This window comes from Pseudomonas sp. GM21, from assembly GCF_000282215.1.
Taxonomy (GTDB): Bacteria; Pseudomonadota; Gammaproteobacteria; order Pseudomonadales; family Pseudomonadaceae; genus Aquipseudomonas.
In genome coordinates, this window is sequence record NZ_AKJS01000079.1 from 1 (window position 1) to 17,020 (window position 17,020).

The following is a 17,020-nucleotide window of genomic DNA, read 5'->3' on the forward strand; positions in this document are numbered from 1 at the left end:
GAGCCGGCTCCGGGCGGCGTTCCGACGATAGCGGTCTGACAGTCAACGATGATGTTGAGTGTGCAGGCCCCATCGTCGGAACGCCGCCCGGAGCCGGCTCGCTCCCACAGTTTTACGGGGTGTGCCTCCGGAGATTGCCAGCCAGACCCTCGCCAGCGACACCTCCAATGAAAAACAGTCTGATCATTACCCCGCTTTAGACACACACCGTTCGCCAACCCCGCGCGTCACCATCCGCTCCCGCACCACGTCGTATACCCAGTGGTAGATGTAGGTGTACGGCAGGAAAAACAGCAGCACGCCAATATCGAGCAGGAATGCTTCCCAGAAGCTGATCTTCAGCCACCAGGCAATCAGTGGCACACCGAGCGCGACCAGACCACCCTCAAACAGCAACGCATGGACCATCCGGACCCACGCGGTGCGAGCAATCTCGTAGCGCTTGAGCACGCGGTCGAACAGGCCGTTGAACACCACGTTCCAGGCCAGGGCCAGCGCCGCGATTGCCATGGTGACGACGCCCATGTCGAGCATCGGTTTGTCCATGATCCACGCCAGCAACGGGGTACAGATCAGGACGGCCAACAGTTCGAAGCCAACGGCCTGGAAAATACGTTCAGTGATGGATTTGTTGACGCTCATGGCCAGACTCCTCTGAGTGACGGTGGTTGCCATGATCCCTCACCACACCGATACTTCATAACCAATAACCATCGATCAAGGCGATAGTTCATGGCGTCTCACGAAGTGTTACTGGCGTTTGTCGAGGCCGCGACCCAAGGTTCGTTTTCCGCAGCGGCACGCAAATTGGGGCGTAGCCAATCGACCATCAGCGCGGCGGTGGCCAGCCTGGAAATCGATTTGAACCTGGTCCTGTTCGACCGTAGCAGCCGCAAGCCGAGCCTGACCCCGGCCGGGCATGTGATGCTGCAACGGGCTGAAGAAATTCTGGCCGCCACCAGCCGGCTGGAAATCACCGCCAGCCAGCTGTCACAAGGCGTCGAGCCAAAACTGACGGTGGCGATTTCCGACACCTATCAATCCGACCGGTTCGAAGCCGCACTGAGTGCTTTCGAACAGCGCTATCCGGACCTGGAACTCGAATGCCTGATTGCCGAATGCGATGACTTGATTTCGCTGGTGCAACGCGGTCGGGCGCAGGTGGCGTTCGCTGAAATGCAAGACAGCTATCCACCGGATCTGGTCAGTTCGACCGTCGACGAACGCACGGAAATCGCGCTGTTCGTCTCCCGCACGCATCCATTGACGGCGCTCGCTCATGTCGATCAGGACGTGCTGCAACAGCACCGTGAACTGCGTCTGGCAACCATCGTCAATCCGTATGAAAGTCGGGCAAAAGGACGCGTCTGGTCGGCACCGAGCTATTTGATGCTGCTGGAAATGGCCGAGGGCGGATTTGGCTGGGCGCCGTTGCCGCGGTGGTTGGTGGCGCGGTTTGGCCAAGGTTCGTTGCAGGAACTTCAAGTGCGCGGCTGGCCGAAACCGGTGTATGTCGATGCGCTATGGTCGCGCCAGTATCCACCGGGGCCGGCGGGGAGCTGGCTGCTGAGCAAGATGTTGGAATAAAGGTCCTTCGGCCCTTATCGCGAGCAGGCTCACTCCCACAATTGACCGAGTTGTTCAGACAGATGCGGTCTAATGTGGGAGCGAGCCTGCTCGCGATGAGGTCCGCAAACTCACATCACTCCAAAGCCTTGATCCTCGCTTCAAGAAACCGCCGCTCCGGCACTTGCTGCGTCAGCTCCAGCGCCCGCTCATACGCTGCCCGCGCCTCGCCCACCCGCCCTAGCTGCCGACAAAACTCCGCCCGCGCCGAGTGGGCCAAGTGATAATCCTGCAACTCACCCCGATCCAAAATCGCCTCAACCAACGTCAGCCCCGCTAACGGCCCGTCCCTGCGGGAGATCGCCGCCGCGCGATTCAACTCGATCACCGGCGAAGGCACTGCCGCCAGCAACACGTCATACAAACCGACAATCTCCTGCCAGTCCGTTTCCGCCGCCGAGGGCGCTTCGGCATGCACCGCCGCAATCGCCGCTTGCAGGCCATACGGCCCGATCTGCCCGGTGGTCAGCGCCGCTTCCACCAGCGCACAGCCTTCGGCAATCATCCCGGCGTCCCACAACGCACGGTCCTGCTCGTCCAGCACAATCAATTCACCGTCAGCCGACGTCCGGGCCAGGCGTCGCGACTCGTGCAGCAGCATCAACGCCAGCAGCCCTATCACCTCCGACTCCGGCAACAAGTCCATCAATAACCGCCCCAGCCGAATCGCCTCGCGCGTCAGATCCTCACGCGTCACTTCAGCCCCGATGGACGCCGAATATCCTTCGTTGAACACCAGGTAAATCACCCGCAACACGCTGTCGAGGCGCTCGGGCAATTCCGCCAGTGTCGGCACTTGATAAGGGATTTTCGCATCACGAATTTTCGCCTTCGCCCGCACGATGCGCTGAGCGATGGTAGCGGGAGCCGAGAGAAACGCCCGGGCGATTTCTTCCGTAGTCAGGTCGCAGACTTCGCGCAAGGTCAGCGGTACTTGGGCATCCGCTGCGAGTGCCGGGTGACAGCAGGTGAAGATCAGGCGCAGGCGATCGTCTTCCACGTCTTCTTCACTCCAGTCGGCCTGCTCCAGCGCCTCGGCCTGCGCAATCAGCAGCGGCCGGGACGCGGCAAATCGCGCACGCCGACGCAATACATCAATCGCCTTGAAGCGCCCGGTGGACACCAGCCAGGTGCGCGGATTAGCGGGCACGCCGTCACGCTGCCAGCGTTCGACGGCAACGAAAAAGGCCTCGTGCAGGGCCTCTTCCGCGAGGTCGAAATCGCCAAGCAAACGAATCAGCGTCGCCAGAATCCGCCGCGAGTCTTCGCGGTAAACCTGCTCGACCCGGGCTTGCACCGAGACGACAGGCATCAGGTCGGCATGCCTTCGCTGATCCGTGCTGCCTCGATCAACCGACTGCTGGATAACTCGAATTCGGCAGCCGTTCTTTCAGCGCTCATGCAGCCTCCTTTTTGATCATTGTTATTCAAGCATTCAACTGTCGAACGGGACGCACCTCGACACAGCCGACCCGGGCCGCCGGAATATTCCCGGCGACCTGGAGCGCTTCATTGAGGTCCCTGGCATCGATCAGGTAGAAGCCGGCCAATTGCTCCTTGGTTTCGGCGAACGGGCCGTCGGTGATCGACATCTTGCCGTTGCGCATGCGCACCGTGGTGGCGGTCTGCACCGACTCCAGCGCCTCGGCCGCGAGCATGCGGCCGCCACTCTGGATCGACTCGGCGTAGGCCATGCACTCGGCGTCGTTCGGGCTTTCGGGCAGCGAGTGCAAGGTGTGCTCGTTGCTGTAGACCAGGCATAGGTATTTCATATGGCTCTCCTGAATCGAACGAATCAACTATGGCTGCAGATCGAGGCGTTGGCGAAATTCCCGACGAATCGGCCTGACCATCAGGGCTGCAAACCGAACAGAGCCGCGCCGCTCTGCATGTCGAACGGGGCCGACCAGTGTTCGTGGACAATGCGCCATTGCCCGGCATCGCGACGGTAGCAAGCGGTCACGCGCATCCAGCAGGCCTGGGTTTCGCCCTGCTCGTTGGTGCCACCGCAATGGGCCAGCCAATGGGCGAAAGCGACGTGCTCATCCGCCACGATGTTCATATGATCGAAGTCGAACTTATGCGGACCCTGGCACATCTCCATGCACTCCAGCCAATGCGCGCGGTAGGCGGTCTTGCCCCGGAATTGCAAGGCCTTGACCGCGTCGTAGGAGACGATGTCGTCGGCATACAGGGCCATGATTTTGTCCACATTCTTAGAGATGACTGCGTCACGATAAGTGTCGATCAGGGTCTGGATTTCGGTTGTAGCGCTCATGGGGGTTCTCCGTGGTTTTTGTTGTGAAGACACCTCTTAGTCGTTCGGCAAAAAACCAAATCGACAGCCGAAATAAAAAATAATCCAGCGGCGCAAACTCGCTAGAATCCGAGGCTCATTCGTGTTGGAAAAAGGACACTCCAGTGACAACCCGACTCGTGCCTTACGAAAGCCTGAACGTGCGCCAGCGCCAGCAGGTCGAGGCCATCGAAGTGCACAAAGAACAGATAAAATTCAGCGGCGACATTCACGGAGCGTTGCACTCCCTTTTGTCCAAACCCGGCCCCGGCGTCAAAGGATTTACGCTGCTGGTCGAAGACGTTCCCGTGGCCTTCCTGCTGCTCAAGCGCCCGCCCGTGCTACCGGCCTGGGCCGATGAACACAGCGCCACCCTGCATGCGCTGCAAGTCGATCAACGCGCTCAAGGCAAAGGCTATGGCAAAGCCTGCCTGCAAGCGCTGCCCGAGGTGGCGCGCCAGGCGTTTCCGGAAATAAAGGGGCTGGAGTTGTCGGTGGATGCGGACAACGAGCCGGCCATCGCGCTGTATGCAAAGTTCGGCTGGGTCGACAGGGGGGAAGCGTATAAGGGGCGGATTGGTTATGAGCGACGGATGGGGTTGGTTTTTTGAGGTGTGAGGATGCGTAGATAACAGCCTGTCAGAGTAATAGACAGTAGTCGAGCAGCTGCTTCTCGATACTTTGGCGCTGGCCGATGACCAACGCGACCACCACAAGCTTTTCGCTCGGGAACACCTCATACAGAACCCGCTGCCCCAAAGGCAGATACTCACGAAAATGGGTAACCCCCAAAGACGCCGCCTCCTGACAAACACCGTAAACAAGCGCCTGGCTGGCCAGCGCCGTAACGATTTGCATGACCAGCTGATCGACCATCTCTGCCGCTTTTTTGCGACCGCATTGTTGCGTCAGATAGTGCTCAAGTGAAACAACTCCATGCTCCGCTGCCGTCGCGAACTCTACCCTGTAGTTTTCAGGCATCGTTATCGTCTTGCATTAATTGACGTCGCTGGGCCAGTCTGGCCAAGAGTGTGTCGCCGGAAATCAGCTTGCCCTGCTCTTTGTCGCGGGAGGCAAACGAGAGCAGCTTGATCAGCGCAATGGCCTCGTCACGACGCTTACGCTCCTCATAGGATTCAATCACATAAGCCGGTACACCATTTTGCGTGACAAGCATGGGTTCGGAGAGATCCAGCGCTGCCGCATTCTTTTTTACAAAGCTGATGGTTTCAACTCGCATCACTCATTCCTCTGTCGCCAACCGTGCAGGCTGGCCAATACAACACGGTCTGAATTTAGGCTATAAAAAAACTTATCTCAAGCAATCATTTACCCCATCACAAATCCAACACCATCTCATGCCACGCCATCCCGCCATGGTCCGAGGCCGACGGCTTGATGTAGGCAAAGCCAAACCCGGCGTACAACGGGATATGCCGCTCCTTGCACATCAGGTGAATGCTGACCTTGCCCGATGCACGCATGCGCTCTATAAACTCGCCCATCAATCGCTTCGCCAGCCCCTGCCCCTGATAGTCCGGGTGCACCACCACCGACATGATCACCACGTGTGGGCCCGCCGGGTCGTGGCCGATCAGTTCCTTGAACGCTTCGTCCGACATTTCCACCTGAAACGCCGCACCGGAGTTGATGAAACCGGCTACCACGCCGTCAACTTCAGCCACGATGAAACCCTCGGGCCACGTGGCGATGCGGGTGGCGATTTTTTCCCGGGTGGCGGCTTCGTCGCCTTCATAGGCAACGGTTTCGATGACGTAGCAGCGGTCCAGGTCAGCAGGCGTGACGTGACGGATGACGGTGTTCATGGCAGGTCGCAATCAGATGGAATAGGCCGAGGATCATAAATCAGCCTCCACACGACATCGAGAGACGAATCATCGAGCCGTCTCCCGATGCAGGTGTTCAGCCTTTGATCGGCAGCCAGATTTCCAGCTTGCCGGTGTTGAGCTTCGGGTTGAAGTCTTCGCTGTAGCGTTCGAATTCCGGGGCGTCCGCCGCCTCTTTACCGGACTGCGGCAGCCAGGTTTTCCAGATGTATTGAAAGGTTGCGGGCAGCTGGTCCAGCGATCCCTTGTGCTCGAATACTGCGTAACGCTGAGGTTGAACCTCGACCCAACGGTACTTCTCTGGCAAGTCGTCGAGTTTGTCGATCTCGACACCGGCGATGTATTCAAACCCGCCTTTGCCATCCGGATTGCAGCAGATGCCGTAGGTGACTTCGCCTTTTTGCCCGGGAATCTTGCCAATCTCAGGAATGAATTTCTCCCAAAGGTCGGGGATCGCCTTGGTCGTCTGCGCAGTAAATCGGCCACCAAACCCTGCAATGAGCAAGAAGTGCCCGTGTTCGAAGCGTGGCTCGTCCGGTTTTACGCCTGTTTGCTCATCCATGACTCAACTCCTGAGCTTAAAAATGGGTTCGGCTGGAAGTATAGAAGCCAAACCCGATTCGCCTAGCTACAGCGCGTGCAACTGTTCGACGGCCGCTGCGCCAACAAACTCGTTGTAACCCGATAGAATCACGTAGACCGCGAAATAGCAGAAGATCGCCGCCGATGCCATATAGGAATAACGCAGCAGTTTGTCGCCGAGCAACTTGCCGCCGTGGCTCGCGGCAAAGCACAAACCCGCGCTCCAGAGCAGACCGGCGCAGAGGAATCCACCGAGAAACAGCGCCGAACTGAGGGCACCCCCGCCGCCAGAACGGGCGATCAACGTGCCGCCCACCGCCGCGAACCACAAAATGGCGCTGGGCGAGGACATGGCCAGGAAAATCCCGCGGAAAAACTCCTTGCGATGGGAGTTCTGCCCCACCTCGTCGGCTTGCGCCAATACCGCTTCGTGGTGAATCGCCGAATAGATCATCTTCGCCGCGAAATACACCAGTAACGCCGAACCGCCAATCCACAGGACCCAACGTACGGTTTCGTATTGCAGCAAAACGGTCATGCCCGCCAGCGCCAGCACCGCATAGATCAGGTCGCCGACACAGGTGCCCAATCCCAGCGCAAAGCCTTGGAAATAGCCGCGTTGCATGGCCAGGGTGATCATCGCGATATTGGCCACGCCGATATCCAGGCACAACGAAAGGCTCAGCAAGAAGCCGCTGCTAAATTCCATCACCCGATTTCCTTCGGAAAAAATTATTTACACACTGGCTGGACAGTTTGCCACGACTGCCCTTACATTCCGCAACAGGCCACCGCAGTGGCCAACGTCGCTCGGACGGTTCCGGGCGCTTACGTTATCCGAGGCAACAATGGCCGAACAAGGTTCGCCGCGCCGCTTTGCGCGCATAGATCGACTCCCCCCTTACGTTTTCAATATCACTGCCGAGCTGAAGATGGCCGCCCGTCGTCGTGGCGAAGACATCATCGACTTGAGCATGGGCAACCCTGACGGCCCGACCCCGCCGCACATCGTCGAAAAACTGGTGACCGTCGCTCAGCGCGAAGACACCCACGGCTACTCGACCTCCAAAGGTATTCCGCGTCTGCGCCGGGCGATTTCCAATTGGTACAAGGATCGCTACGAGGTCGACATCGACCCGGAAACCGAAGCCATTGTCACCATCGGTTCCAAGGAAGGCCTGGCGCACTTGATGCTGGCCACTTTGGATCAAGGCGACACCGTGCTGGTGCCAAACCCGAGTTATCCGATTCACATCTACGGTGCCGTGATTGCCGGCGCCCAGGTGCGTTCGGTGCCGCTGATTCCGGGGGTGGATTTCTTCGCCGAACTGGAACGGGCGATTCGCGGCTCGATCCCGAAACCGAAAATGATGATTCTCGGCTTCCCGTCCAACCCCACCGCGCAGTGCGTGGAGCTGGATTTCTTCGAGCGCGTGATCGCCCTCGCCAAACAGTACGACGTACTGGTGGTGCACGATCTGGCTTACGCCGACATCGTCTACGACGGCTGGAAAGCCCCGTCGATCATGCAGGTGCCGGGGGCCAAGGACATTGCGGTGGAGTTTTTCACCCTGTCCAAGAGTTACAACATGGCGGGCTGGCGGATCGGCTTCATGGTCGGCAACCCGGAACTGGTCAACGCCCTGGCGCGGATCAAGAGTTACCACGACTACGGCACCTTCACCCCGCTGCAGGTCGCGGCGATTGCGGCACTGGAAGGCGATCAGCAATGCGTCAAGGACATCGCCGAGCAGTATCGGCAGCGGCGCAACGTGCTGGTCAAAGGCCTGCATGAACTGGGCTGGATGGTCGAAAATCCGAAGGCGTCGATGTACGTCTGGGCCAAGATCCCCGAGGCTTATGCGCACCTGGGCTCACTGGAGTTCGCCAAGAAACTGCTGGCCGAGGCCAAGGTCTGCGTCTCGCCGGGCGTGGGCTTTGGTGAGTACGGGGATGATCATGTGCGCTTCGCGCTGATTGAAAACCAGGACCGGATTCGTCAGGCCGTGCGCGGGATTCGCGGAATGTTCAGGGCGGATGGGTTGGTCGCCAAAACCAATACCTGAGTTATTAAGCAGTCACAAAAAAACCGCAGCAATGCGGTTTTTTTGTGCCTGATCGTTCCCACGCTCTGCGTGGGAATGCCGCCATGGACGCTCTGCGTCCACTGTAACGCGGAGCGTCACGGGATACATTCCCACGCAGAGCGTGGGAACGATCAGTGTGGTGGTGTTGCTTAAACGAACATCGACAGCAGCAGAATAAAGCCCAGCGCAACCACGGACAGGATGGTTTCCATCGCGGTCCAGGTCTTGAAGGTTTCCGCCACGGTCATGTTGAAGTACTGCTTCACCAGCCAGAAACCCGCGTCGTTGACGTGAGACAGGACCAACGAACCGGCACCGGTGGCCAACACCAGCAGTTCACGGTTCACGCCTGGAATCATCCCAACCACTGGCACCACAATGCCCGCGCCGGTAATGGTCGCCACGGTGGCCGAACCGGTTGCCACGCGAATCACCGCCGCCACCAGCCACGCCAACAGAATCGGCGAGATCTGTGCGTTCACCGCCATGTGGCCGATCACGTCACCCACACCGCTGGTCACCAGCATCTGCTTGAAGCCACCACCGGCACCAATGATCAGAATGATCGCGGCAGTCGGCGCAAGGCTCGCATCGAGCCATTTCAGAATGGTTTTCGAATCAACGCCCTGACGGTGACCGAAGGTGTACAGCGACAGCAACAGCGCCAACAGCAGCGCTGCGATCGGGTGACCGATCAGGTCCATGAAGGCGCGTACAAAATTGCCTTCAGGCAGCACCACGTCGGCAAAGGTCTTGAGCAACATCAGGAGCACCGGCAGCAGCACAGTGATCAGCGTGATATTGAAGCTTGGCAGGGTTGCCGTTTCAGGCTCGTGCGCCAGTTGATCCACCAGTTCCTGATTAGGGTGACCGGGGATGTACTTGGCAATGAACGTACCGAAGATCGGACCGGCAATAATGGCCGTTGGCAGCGCAACAATCAGCCCATACAGAATGGTTTTACCGATGTCGGCACCGAAGATGCCGATGGCCAGCAACGGACCCGGGTGCGGCGGAACCAGACCGTGCACGGCAGACAAACCGGCCAGCAGCGGGATACCGATCTTGATGATCGACACGCCGGTGCGGCGCGCCACGATGAACACCAGCGGAATCAGCAGTACAAAGCCGATTTCGAAGAACAGCGGGATGCCGACCAGGAAGGCCGCGAACATCATCGCCCACTGCACTTTATCTTTACCGAACGCGCGAATCAGGGTCTGGGCAATCTGGTCCGCCCCACCCGACTCGGCCATCATTTTGCCGAGCATGGTGCCCAGCGCCAGGATGATCCCGACAAAACCGAGCACCCCACCGAAGCCGTCCTGGAACGCCTTGATGATGGTGCCGACTGGCATGCCGGAGGTCAGCCCGAGAAAGGCTGCCGCAATGATCAGGGCTATAAACGGGTGGAACTTGAACTTGGTGATCAGAACGATAAGCCCGATCACCGTGACCACTGCATCGAGCAGCAGGAACGTCTCGTGGGACATGCCAAACATTAGGGGTGTCTCCTGGTTGTTGTTGTTATTAAAGCGGGTAATTCGAAAGCCATCAGGACAGCGCTGTCTTTTTCGGGAAAATTCATCCCGCGTGTTTGAGGCCGTGAGCCTGCCACCAGATATGCGCCCGTGCTGCCAGTTGCTCGACGCTGAAGGTCGAGGCATCCAGCGCCAGGGTCAACGGCTCGCCAACAGGGGATTCGAGTGTGGCGAACTGGCTGTCGATCAGGGTCGAAGGCATAAAGTGCCCCGGCCGATGCGACACACGCTCGGCGGCGACTTCGGGAGTCAGTTCAAGGAAAACGAAACCCAGGCCCGGCAAGGCGCTGCGCAACACTTCGCGATAGCTGTGTTTGAGGGCCGAGCAGGTCAGCACCGGGCGTTCGCCCTTGGCGTCGATGCGGCGCAATTCGTCGCACAGGCTGTCGAGCCAGCCGGCACGGTCTTGGTCGTTCAGAGGGATACCCGCGCTCATCTTTTCGATATTGGCGGCAGGGTGAAAAGAATCGCCTTCAATGGCAGTGGCGCCGCTGAGCTGGCACAAGGCCTCGCTGACGCATGTCTTGCCGCAACCGGCAACGCCCATGATGACCAGGGCGGTGATGGGATTATTCATGTAACACCTCAGCGCGCAGACAGCGCTACCTTTGCCAGCTATGACACTCGATCAAAAGTAGAAGTTGCCGACGCCTTCTTGTCATTTTTGTGGGTTGCAGCATGTTCGCTCCCAATGCCGAAAAGCGAGGTTCAGGCAAAACTCGCTTACACATTTGCAGCTGCTTCGGGACAGCGCTACCTTAGTGCCTTGAATTTTGTTTGGCAAGCCGCCCGATGACCTCTTCTAAAAACGATAAAAATACACGCACCACTGGCCGCCCGACGTTGAACGAAGTTGCACGCCTGGCCGGTGTCAGCCCGATCACCGCCTCTCGCGCCCTGCGCGGTGTCAGTACCGTGGCCACGGAACTAGTGGAAAAAGTCCAGAAAGCCGCGCTCGAACTCAACTATGTGGTCAACCCCGCCGCCCGCGCGTTGGCCTCGGCGCAGAGCCATTCAGTAGTGGTGCTGGTGCCATCGCTGTCCAACTTGTTGTTCATCGATACGCTGGAAGCCATTCATCAGGTGCTTCGCCCCAAGGGCTTCGAAGTGCTGATCGGCAACTTCCACTACTCACGCGATGAAGAAGAAAACCTGCTGCGTAACTACATGGCGTATCAGCCTAGGGGTTTGCTGCTGACCGGTTTCGACCGCACGGAAAGCTCGCGGCGGATGATCGAAGCCAGCAACATCCCCTGTGTGTACATGATGGAACTGGACAGCGCGGCAGGTGTGAATTGCGTGGGTTTCTCGCAATTGGCCGCCGGCGAAACAGCGGCCGAACATTTACTGTCACGCGGTCGCAAGCGCCTGGCCTACATCGGCGCGCAACTGGACCAGCGCACGTTGCTGCGTGGCGAAGGGTTCCGCAAAGCCCTGCAAAAGGCCGGTTTGTATGACCCGGACCTTGAAGTGCTGACCCCACGTGCCTCCTCCGTCGGACTGGGCGGTGAGTTGTTTGTGCAGCTGCTTGCCAGTCACCCCGATGTCGATGCGATCTTTTTCGGCAACGACGACCTGGCCCAGGGTGCGCTGCTCGAAGCCATGCGCTGCGGGATAAAGATCCCGGGACAAGTCGCCATCCTCGGCTTCAACGACCTGCCGGCCTCGGCCCACATGGTGCCGCGCCTGAGCAGCATCAGCACCCCGCGCGAGGCGATTGGCCGGCGGTCGGCGGAGTTGATGTTGACGTTGCTGGCCGGCAACTCAGTGGCCAAACCGGTTCAGGACATGGGGTTTGAGTTGAAAATCCGGGAAAGCACCTGAGTGCTCCTTCCCGCACCGTCAAGCAGCGCATCGCCCATGCCGTGGGTTTTCAACTAACCTTGATAGTGTTCCTCATCCAGCTTGATAACGCTGAAAGTCTGTTAGATTCCTGAAGCGTCGAATCGCTAACGGAGTAGCTCAATGACCCATGCACTGAAAATTCTCGGTAAAGCGTCGTCCATCAACGTCAGAAAGGTCCTGTGGACCTGTGAGGAACTGGACGTTCCCTACGAGCGCGAGGACTGGGGCAGCGGTTATGCGTCCACCCACACGCCGGAGTTTCTCAGGCTCAACCCCAATGCGCAGGTGCCAGTGATCATTGATGACGCCGGCGTGTTGTGGGAGTCCAATACCATCTGCCGCTACCTGGCCGGCAAACACCAGAACACTGAGCTGCTGCCGCACGAACCGGTAGCGCGTGCACGGGTCGAACAATGGATGGATTGGCAAGCCACCGAACTCAATCCCTCCTGGAGCTACGCGTTTACCGCATTGGTGCGCAAGGACCCGGAGTTTCAGGACGAACATCGGATTGCTGTCGGAATACGCGGCTGGAACCAGAAAATGGCCATCCTCGAACATCAACTCGCGACCACCAAAGCCTATGTCGCCGGGGCTCATTTCACCCTCGCCGACATTGTCGTCGGGTTGTCCGTCAACCGCTGGCTTATGACACCCATGGAGCGGCCGGACTTCCCCGCCATCGACGAGTATTTCCAACGGCTGGCACAACGCCCGGGCTTCCTGAAACACGGCTGTAACGGCCTGGCATGAGTGCGCGGCGGTTAAACCGCCGCCGACACACTACAAGCTTGCACTCACCTTGCTGGCCACCTCCCCCGGTACCCAAGCCTTCCACACTTGCGGCTGCTCCCGCAGAAACGCCTGAGCCACCTCACGCGGTGGCAGACGTTTTTCGCTCATCTGCCCCAACGTCCGGTTCAGCAGATCGATCGGTAAGTCGACCTTTTCAAAGAACGCCACCAGGTCCGGGTACTGCGCCTTGAACGGTGCCGACACGCCAATGGCCAGGCTGGCCGGCATCGAGCGCGTGCCCTTGGGGTTCGGGTTATTCGCATCGGCCAGGGTTTTCCAGGCTTGCGCGTCGAACGGCGGCTCTTCCAGCTTCACCAGTTTGAAACGACCCAGCAGCGGCGTCGGCGACCAGTAATAGAACAGCACCGGTTTGCCACGGCGGATCGATGAGGCGACCTCGGCATCCAGTGCCGCGCCGGAGCCGGTGCGGAAATTGACGTAGCTGGCGGTCAAATCGTAAGCCTTGAGTTTCTGACTGTTGACGATCTCCGACGTCCAGCCGGTCGGGCTGTTGAGGAAGCGGCCACGGCTCGGGTCTTCCGGGTCGCGAAACACGTCCTTGTACTTCGCCAGATCAGCGACGGACTTCAACTCCGGTGCCAGCGGTTTGATACCTCGTTCCGGGTCGCCCTTGATCACGTATTCCGGCACCCACCACCCTTCGGTGGCGCCTTTGACCGTGTCGCCCAAACCGAACACCTTGCCCTCGGCAGACGCCTTGACCCACGCCGGACTGCGCCCGGCCCACTCTTCGCCGATCACCTGAATGTCGTTTTTGGCCAGTGCTGCTTCGAGGCTGACGGTGCTACCCGGCAACGTATCGGTCGGGTAGCCATAGCCCTTTTCGACAATCAGTCGCAGGATTTCGGTGATCAGGCTACCGCTCTCCCACGTGATGTCGCCGAAGTGAATGGGGGCGACTTTTTCCGCCGCCGGAACCTGGCTGGCCACCAGGCTGAGCGCCAGCAGCGAACTGCCTAGCAGGGTTTTGATCGATCTCATGCGGACCTCCGGGTCAAGAGTTGGCTGGCGCTGTGTTGGGCGCACAGCGCGTGGGAGCGGGTCATGTAAACGCTGACCGAACGCTGGGAGATGCCCAGTTCGGCGGCAATTTGCGGGTAGGTCAGGCCGTCGACGCGCGACAGCAGGAAGGTCGCCCGGACCTTGCCCGGCAGGCGTTCAAGGGTGCGGTCCAGAAGGTTCAGAGTTTGCGAGAACTGCAGCAATTCTTCAGGTGATGGCGCACCAGGCAGGTCCGCCAGTTGTAAGCGTTCGAGGTGCTGACGCTCCAGACTATCGCGGCGCCAGAGTTCATAAACCCGCCGACGGGCGATGGTGGTGAGCAACGCGCGCGGCTCACGAATGGGTGTCAGGTTCGGGCAGTCGAGCAATTGCACGAAGGTGTCGGCGGCAATGTCCTCGACAGGTGCGCCGGCGCCGAGATGTCGACGCAAGCTCGCGCAAAGCCAGGGGTAATGGGCGCGGAACAATCCGCCCACGTGGTTGCGATGGGACAGGTCGGCGCCGGACATAGAGGCTCCAAGGGTTAGGGGTCGCTGAATGTCCGGTGATCCGGTGGCGCGATCCTAACAAGGAGCCTTATTCTTTAATAATATTTAAAAAGCATTTTTATATTCGATCTGGAAATTTCAACGTAGACGGCCGTATCCCAGGACTTGCGCTTCTTGTTCGTAGTCGAGGACGAGCTGATAGTCGATTTCGCGGGCAGGCAGCACCTCTTTTATTCCGAGGATTTGCGCGACTTTTGGGAGTTCGCTCAACGTCTGATTCATCACCTGCCGCAGGTGCTCAGCCTGTTCAACCGAAGTCCCGGCGGCTGAGATGTACGGCAAAGTCGGACTGAGCGCGCTGCGGGCAACGACGCGCAGGCCGGCGACTTCTTCGCGGGCATGGTGCGCCAGATAAGCAAAGGTCACGCTGTCGATAGCCGCCAGATCCGCTTGATCTTCACGCAGCCAGCGCAGGCTTTCGCGGTGGCTGCCGCTGATGGCGACACTGGCAAAGAACTGTCCGTCGCGGTGCAGCGGCGCAAGTCGATGGCGCAGCAGGTTCATGCCGCTGTTGGAATCTTCGTCATTGATCACGCCACGGCTGTCGCGAAAGTCGGGCAAGGTCTGCCTGGGATCATCGGCGCGACTCAACAGCAGGCTGCAATGGCTACCACCGCTGCTGTCAGGCAGTTCATAACGAGGCCGCCCGATCACCCGGACCTGACCGCGCAATGCCGTCATCAGCGGGTAACCGCAGGTTTGGGTCAGCAGCAGTTGCGGGGACAGCCAGAGGTCCGTCAGTGACAGCTCTGTGGCATCAAAGCGACTGCTGCCGAGCCGTTCAAGAATGCGCGTCAGCCAGCGCTCGTTGGCGTGACGGATCGGCTCTGGGTCGACGTACATCAGCAGTTCGGCAAGGTGTTGGGTCATCAAGTATCTTCCAGACAACTAATTCCCCTGTGGGAGCGAGCTTGCTCCGGGCGGCGTTCCGACGATGAGGGCGTATCAGTCGACATTGATGTTGAATGCCAGGCCGCCATCGCGAGCAGGCTCGCTCCCACAGGGGATTGGGGGGTGATCCAAAAAAATCAGTGAAACGGATGCTGCGGGCTGTCGATGGCTTTGATCCCGTGCTCACGCCACAACTGGCCATACCCCCGCACCAGAAATCCGCCACTGCGCGCAATCCATTGCTCGCGACGCGCCTGGTAAGCACGCGGCAAGTCGTACCAGGCCAGCCCCGGCAAATCATGATGCACGAGGTGAAAGTTGAGGTTCAGGAACAGCCAGCGCCACGGCCAGGCCGCTTCGTTGATCACGGTACGTTGCTCGGGAGAAGCGTGGGGACGATGTTCATAGTAGGAGCGAATCATCGCAATCGACAGCGCCGGCACGCTGATCAGCAACAGGTAATGCCCTACCGGCAGCACACTGTAGCGGGCGATAAATGTCAGCATCAGCAAGGTCAGTGCGCCATGGGGCAGCCACATCAGCCACGCCTGTCGCTGGCCGGCTTTCAATCGCAGCCCTTCTTCCCGGGCCAGCGCCAGCAACGCCAGCGGTGCGCCGAGAACAAAACGACCCAGGACCGTTTTGTTCAACCAGTGCAGGCCCTGCTCGAACAGCGAACGGCCCTGCCACTGGTCGGCGCTCAGGTAGCGGCTTTCCGGGTCGCGACCGGGAAGGGTCAGGTCTTCGTCGCGGTGATGCAACAGATGGCTGTCGCGATACAGGGTGTAGGGATACCAGACAGCGAACGGTGCATAGCCAAGGACTTTGTTAAGCCATGTCCAGCGGGTCGGATGGCCGTGCAACAATTCGTGTTGTACCGACAACCACAGCACCAACAAGGGAATCAGCAACACCGTGCTCCACCACAGCCCCAATCGGTCACTCGCCAGGACCAGGCTGAACCAGCCTCCGTAAACGCCGATCAACAACAACCAGGTCGGCCATTCGGTGCGGGCAGTCAGGCGTTGACGCAGGGTTTCGATGTCTTCTTGGTGGGCGCTATCAAAGTAATGGGGCATGGCGTTGCTCAGATCGGGAACCAGTTCCCTTCTGTGCAATAGCCCTGGAAAATCTTGCAGATGATTTGCTTATATCGTTAGACGTGCAGCAGGAGCCCGATTGCCGGGCTCCCTTGGCGCGGGATCAATGACCGAACACATCCACCTTCTTGGCCTTCTTGTCCGCGCGCTTTTCGATGGCGGTTTTCGCCGGCTTTTTCTTCGCTGCTTTCTTCGAATCCATACCTTTGGACATGATGCGTACTCCACTCACACGGGATGTGAGATCAGGTATACACCTATCCCCGCGCGCGCGTTCTTTTATAATCGCCCGCTTTGCACACTGACAGTCCAGACCCATGCCCGACACCCGGTACACCTTGCTCGACGAGCCGTTATGGCCATTGATGAACAAATTTTATCGCGCTCACCAATCGCCGATGAAGGCCGTGCGCGACGCTCGGTTATGGGTCGCGCGGCGCGATGAGATTGTGGCAGCGCTGTGTTTGCGGCCGGTGGCGGGCGGGCATTGGCTGACGGGGTTGTTTGTCGATCCGGCCTGTCGTGAACAAGGGGTGGCTGGCGCGTTGATCGCGGCGGCAGTCAAGGACCTCGACCTACCGGTGTGGTTGTTTTGCCATCCGGATTTACGTGGTTTTTATGAACGGCGCGGCTTCGCCTTCGATCCGCAGATGCCTTACGCCATGGTCGAACGCTTGAGCCGCTATGCGCGTAGCAAGCCGATGATTGCGATGGGGTTGGAGCCGGGCCAGTAACGCCCTCAAGACCTGTAAAGATCCCCTGTGGGAGCGAGCCTGCTCGCGATAGCGGTGTGTCAGACACAACTTTGCTGACTGACACACCGCTATCGCGAGCAGGCT

At 59.3% G+C, this 17,020-nt stretch carries 21 protein-coding genes and 1 pseudogene; 7 read left to right on the forward strand and 15 right to left on the reverse strand.

Translation table 11 applies throughout. From position 1 onward, the window contains the following. Nucleotides 1-186 precede the first annotated feature (186 nt). Nucleotides 187-642 (reverse strand): multidrug/biocide efflux PACE transporter, encoded by a 456-nt coding sequence (locus PMI22_RS16960; RefSeq protein WP_007945382.1) that lies wholly within the window; start codon nucleotides 640-642, stop codon nucleotides 187-189. Nucleotides 643-732: 90 nt separating this feature from the next. Between PMI22_RS16960 and PMI22_RS16955 the strand changes: the two genes are divergently transcribed. Continuing rightward, nucleotides 733-1,587, forward strand: coding sequence for a LysR family transcriptional regulator (locus PMI22_RS16955; RefSeq protein ID WP_007945383.1), 855 nt, complete (start codon nucleotides 733-735; stop codon nucleotides 1,585-1,587). 115 nt (nucleotides 1,588-1,702) lie between these two features. Here the strand turns inward: PMI22_RS16955 and PMI22_RS16950 are convergent, their stop codons facing one another. From PMI22_RS16950 to PMI22_RS16940, 3 genes are all read right to left on the reverse strand, one after another. Further along, nucleotides 1,703-2,938 (reverse strand): RNA polymerase sigma factor, encoded by a 1,236-nt coding sequence (locus PMI22_RS16950; protein WP_007945384.1) that lies wholly within the window; start codon nucleotides 2,936-2,938, stop codon nucleotides 1,703-1,705. Between the two features lie 115 nt (nucleotides 2,939-3,053). Next, nucleotides 3,054-3,398, reverse strand: coding sequence for a YciI family protein (locus PMI22_RS16945; RefSeq protein ID WP_007945386.1), 345 nt, complete (start codon nucleotides 3,396-3,398; stop codon nucleotides 3,054-3,056). 80 nt (nucleotides 3,399-3,478) lie between these two features. Beyond that, nucleotides 3,479-3,904, reverse strand: coding sequence for a YybH family protein (locus PMI22_RS16940; protein ID WP_007945387.1), 426 nt, complete (start codon nucleotides 3,902-3,904; stop codon nucleotides 3,479-3,481). Nucleotides 3,905-4,047: 143 nt separating this feature from the next. On the opposite strand from PMI22_RS16940, the gene PMI22_RS16935 reads away from it, so the two are divergent. After that, nucleotides 4,048-4,533, forward strand: coding sequence for a GNAT family N-acetyltransferase (locus PMI22_RS16935; RefSeq protein WP_007945388.1), 486 nt, complete (start codon nucleotides 4,048-4,050; stop codon nucleotides 4,531-4,533). A gap of 28 nt (nucleotides 4,534-4,561) precedes the next feature. Here PMI22_RS16935 and PMI22_RS16930 read toward each other — a convergent pair whose 3' ends face one another. The 5 genes from PMI22_RS16930 to PMI22_RS16910 form a co-directional block, all read right to left on the reverse strand. Then, a complete protein-coding gene (locus PMI22_RS16930) occupies nucleotides 4,562-4,903 on the reverse strand; it encodes a hypothetical protein (RefSeq protein ID WP_007945389.1) in 342 nt (113 codons plus the stop codon). Beyond that, the gene (locus tag PMI22_RS16925) at nucleotides 4,896-5,162 is read right to left on the reverse strand and encodes a hypothetical protein (protein ID WP_007945390.1); all 267 of its coding nucleotides are present in this window, start codon (nucleotides 5,160-5,162) and stop codon (nucleotides 4,896-4,898) included. Before PMI22_RS16925 ends, PMI22_RS16930 begins: the two co-directional genes overlap by 8 nt. Before the next feature lie 97 nt (nucleotides 5,163-5,259). Next, a complete protein-coding gene (locus tag PMI22_RS16920; RefSeq protein WP_007945391.1) occupies nucleotides 5,260-5,748 on the reverse strand; it encodes a GNAT family N-acetyltransferase in 489 nt (162 codons plus the stop codon). A 97-nt stretch (nucleotides 5,749-5,845) separates the two neighbouring features. Then, entirely contained in the window at nucleotides 5,846-6,331 is a 486-nt protein-coding gene (locus PMI22_RS16915; RefSeq protein ID WP_007945392.1) for a GyrI-like domain-containing protein, read from the reverse strand. A gap of 66 nt (nucleotides 6,332-6,397) precedes the next feature. Then, nucleotides 6,398-7,060, reverse strand: coding sequence for a LysE family translocator (locus PMI22_RS16910; protein ID WP_007945393.1), 663 nt, complete (start codon nucleotides 7,058-7,060; stop codon nucleotides 6,398-6,400). 139 nt (nucleotides 7,061-7,199) lie between these two features. Here PMI22_RS16910 and alaC point away from each other — a divergent pair, with 139 nt between their 5' ends. After that, nucleotides 7,200-8,417 carry an alanine transaminase gene (alaC, locus tag PMI22_RS16905; RefSeq protein WP_007945394.1) on the forward strand — a complete coding sequence of 406 codons (1,218 nt, stop codon included), beginning with the start codon at nucleotides 7,200-7,202 and terminating at the stop codon, nucleotides 8,415-8,417. A gap of 170 nt (nucleotides 8,418-8,587) precedes the next feature. Here alaC and PMI22_RS16900 read toward each other — a convergent pair whose 3' ends face one another. Beyond that, on the reverse strand, nucleotides 8,588-9,940 hold the full coding sequence (locus tag PMI22_RS16900) for a GntP family permease (protein ID WP_007945395.1): 1,353 nt from the start codon (nucleotides 9,938-9,940) through the stop codon (nucleotides 8,588-8,590). An 82-nt stretch (nucleotides 9,941-10,022) separates the two neighbouring features. Then, nucleotides 10,023-10,556 (reverse strand): gluconokinase, encoded by a 534-nt coding sequence (locus PMI22_RS16895; protein ID WP_007945396.1) that lies wholly within the window; start codon nucleotides 10,554-10,556, stop codon nucleotides 10,023-10,025. A gap of 215 nt (nucleotides 10,557-10,771) precedes the next feature. On the opposite strand from PMI22_RS16895, the gene PMI22_RS16890 reads away from it, so the two are divergent. From PMI22_RS16890 to PMI22_RS16885, 3 genes and pseudogenes are all read left to right on the forward strand, one after another. After that, complete coding sequence (locus PMI22_RS16890; protein ID WP_007945397.1) at nucleotides 10,772-11,803, forward strand: LacI family DNA-binding transcriptional regulator; 1,032 nt, start codon at nucleotides 10,772-10,774, stop codon at nucleotides 11,801-11,803. Nucleotides 11,804-11,811: 8 nt separating this feature from the next. Then, nucleotides 11,812-11,886 (forward strand): annotated as a pseudogene (locus PMI22_RS32480) (PACE efflux transporter); the annotation flags it as partial. Between the two features lie 58 nt (nucleotides 11,887-11,944). After that, nucleotides 11,945-12,577 carry a glutathione S-transferase family protein gene (locus PMI22_RS16885; protein WP_007945398.1) on the forward strand — a complete coding sequence of 211 codons (633 nt, stop codon included), beginning with the start codon at nucleotides 11,945-11,947 and terminating at the stop codon, nucleotides 12,575-12,577. 30 nt (nucleotides 12,578-12,607) lie between these two features. On the opposite strand, the gene PMI22_RS16880 is transcribed toward PMI22_RS16885, so the two are convergent. From PMI22_RS16880 to PMI22_RS16865, 4 genes are all read right to left on the reverse strand, one after another. Continuing rightward, nucleotides 12,608-13,621 (reverse strand): ABC transporter substrate-binding protein, encoded by a 1,014-nt coding sequence (locus tag PMI22_RS16880; RefSeq protein WP_007945400.1) that lies wholly within the window; start codon nucleotides 13,619-13,621, stop codon nucleotides 12,608-12,610. Beyond that, nucleotides 13,618-14,151 (reverse strand): sigma-70 family RNA polymerase sigma factor, encoded by a 534-nt coding sequence (locus tag PMI22_RS16875; RefSeq protein WP_007945401.1) that lies wholly within the window; start codon nucleotides 14,149-14,151, stop codon nucleotides 13,618-13,620. Before PMI22_RS16875 ends, PMI22_RS16880 begins: the two co-directional genes overlap by 4 nt. A gap of 117 nt (nucleotides 14,152-14,268) precedes the next feature. After that, on the reverse strand, nucleotides 14,269-15,060 hold the full coding sequence (locus tag PMI22_RS16870) for a phosphate/phosphite/phosphonate ABC transporter substrate-binding protein (protein ID WP_007945403.1): 792 nt from the start codon (nucleotides 15,058-15,060) through the stop codon (nucleotides 14,269-14,271). Nucleotides 15,061-15,218: 158 nt separating this feature from the next. Then, nucleotides 15,219-16,160, reverse strand: coding sequence for a fatty acid desaturase (locus PMI22_RS16865; protein ID WP_007945404.1), 942 nt, complete (start codon nucleotides 16,158-16,160; stop codon nucleotides 15,219-15,221). 338 nt (nucleotides 16,161-16,498) lie between these two features. Here PMI22_RS16865 and PMI22_RS16860 point away from each other — a divergent pair, with 338 nt between their 5' ends. Next, nucleotides 16,499-16,915 carry a GNAT family N-acetyltransferase gene (locus PMI22_RS16860; RefSeq protein ID WP_007945407.1) on the forward strand — a complete coding sequence of 139 codons (417 nt, stop codon included), beginning with the start codon at nucleotides 16,499-16,501 and terminating at the stop codon, nucleotides 16,913-16,915. Nucleotides 16,916-17,020 lie beyond the last annotated feature (105 nt).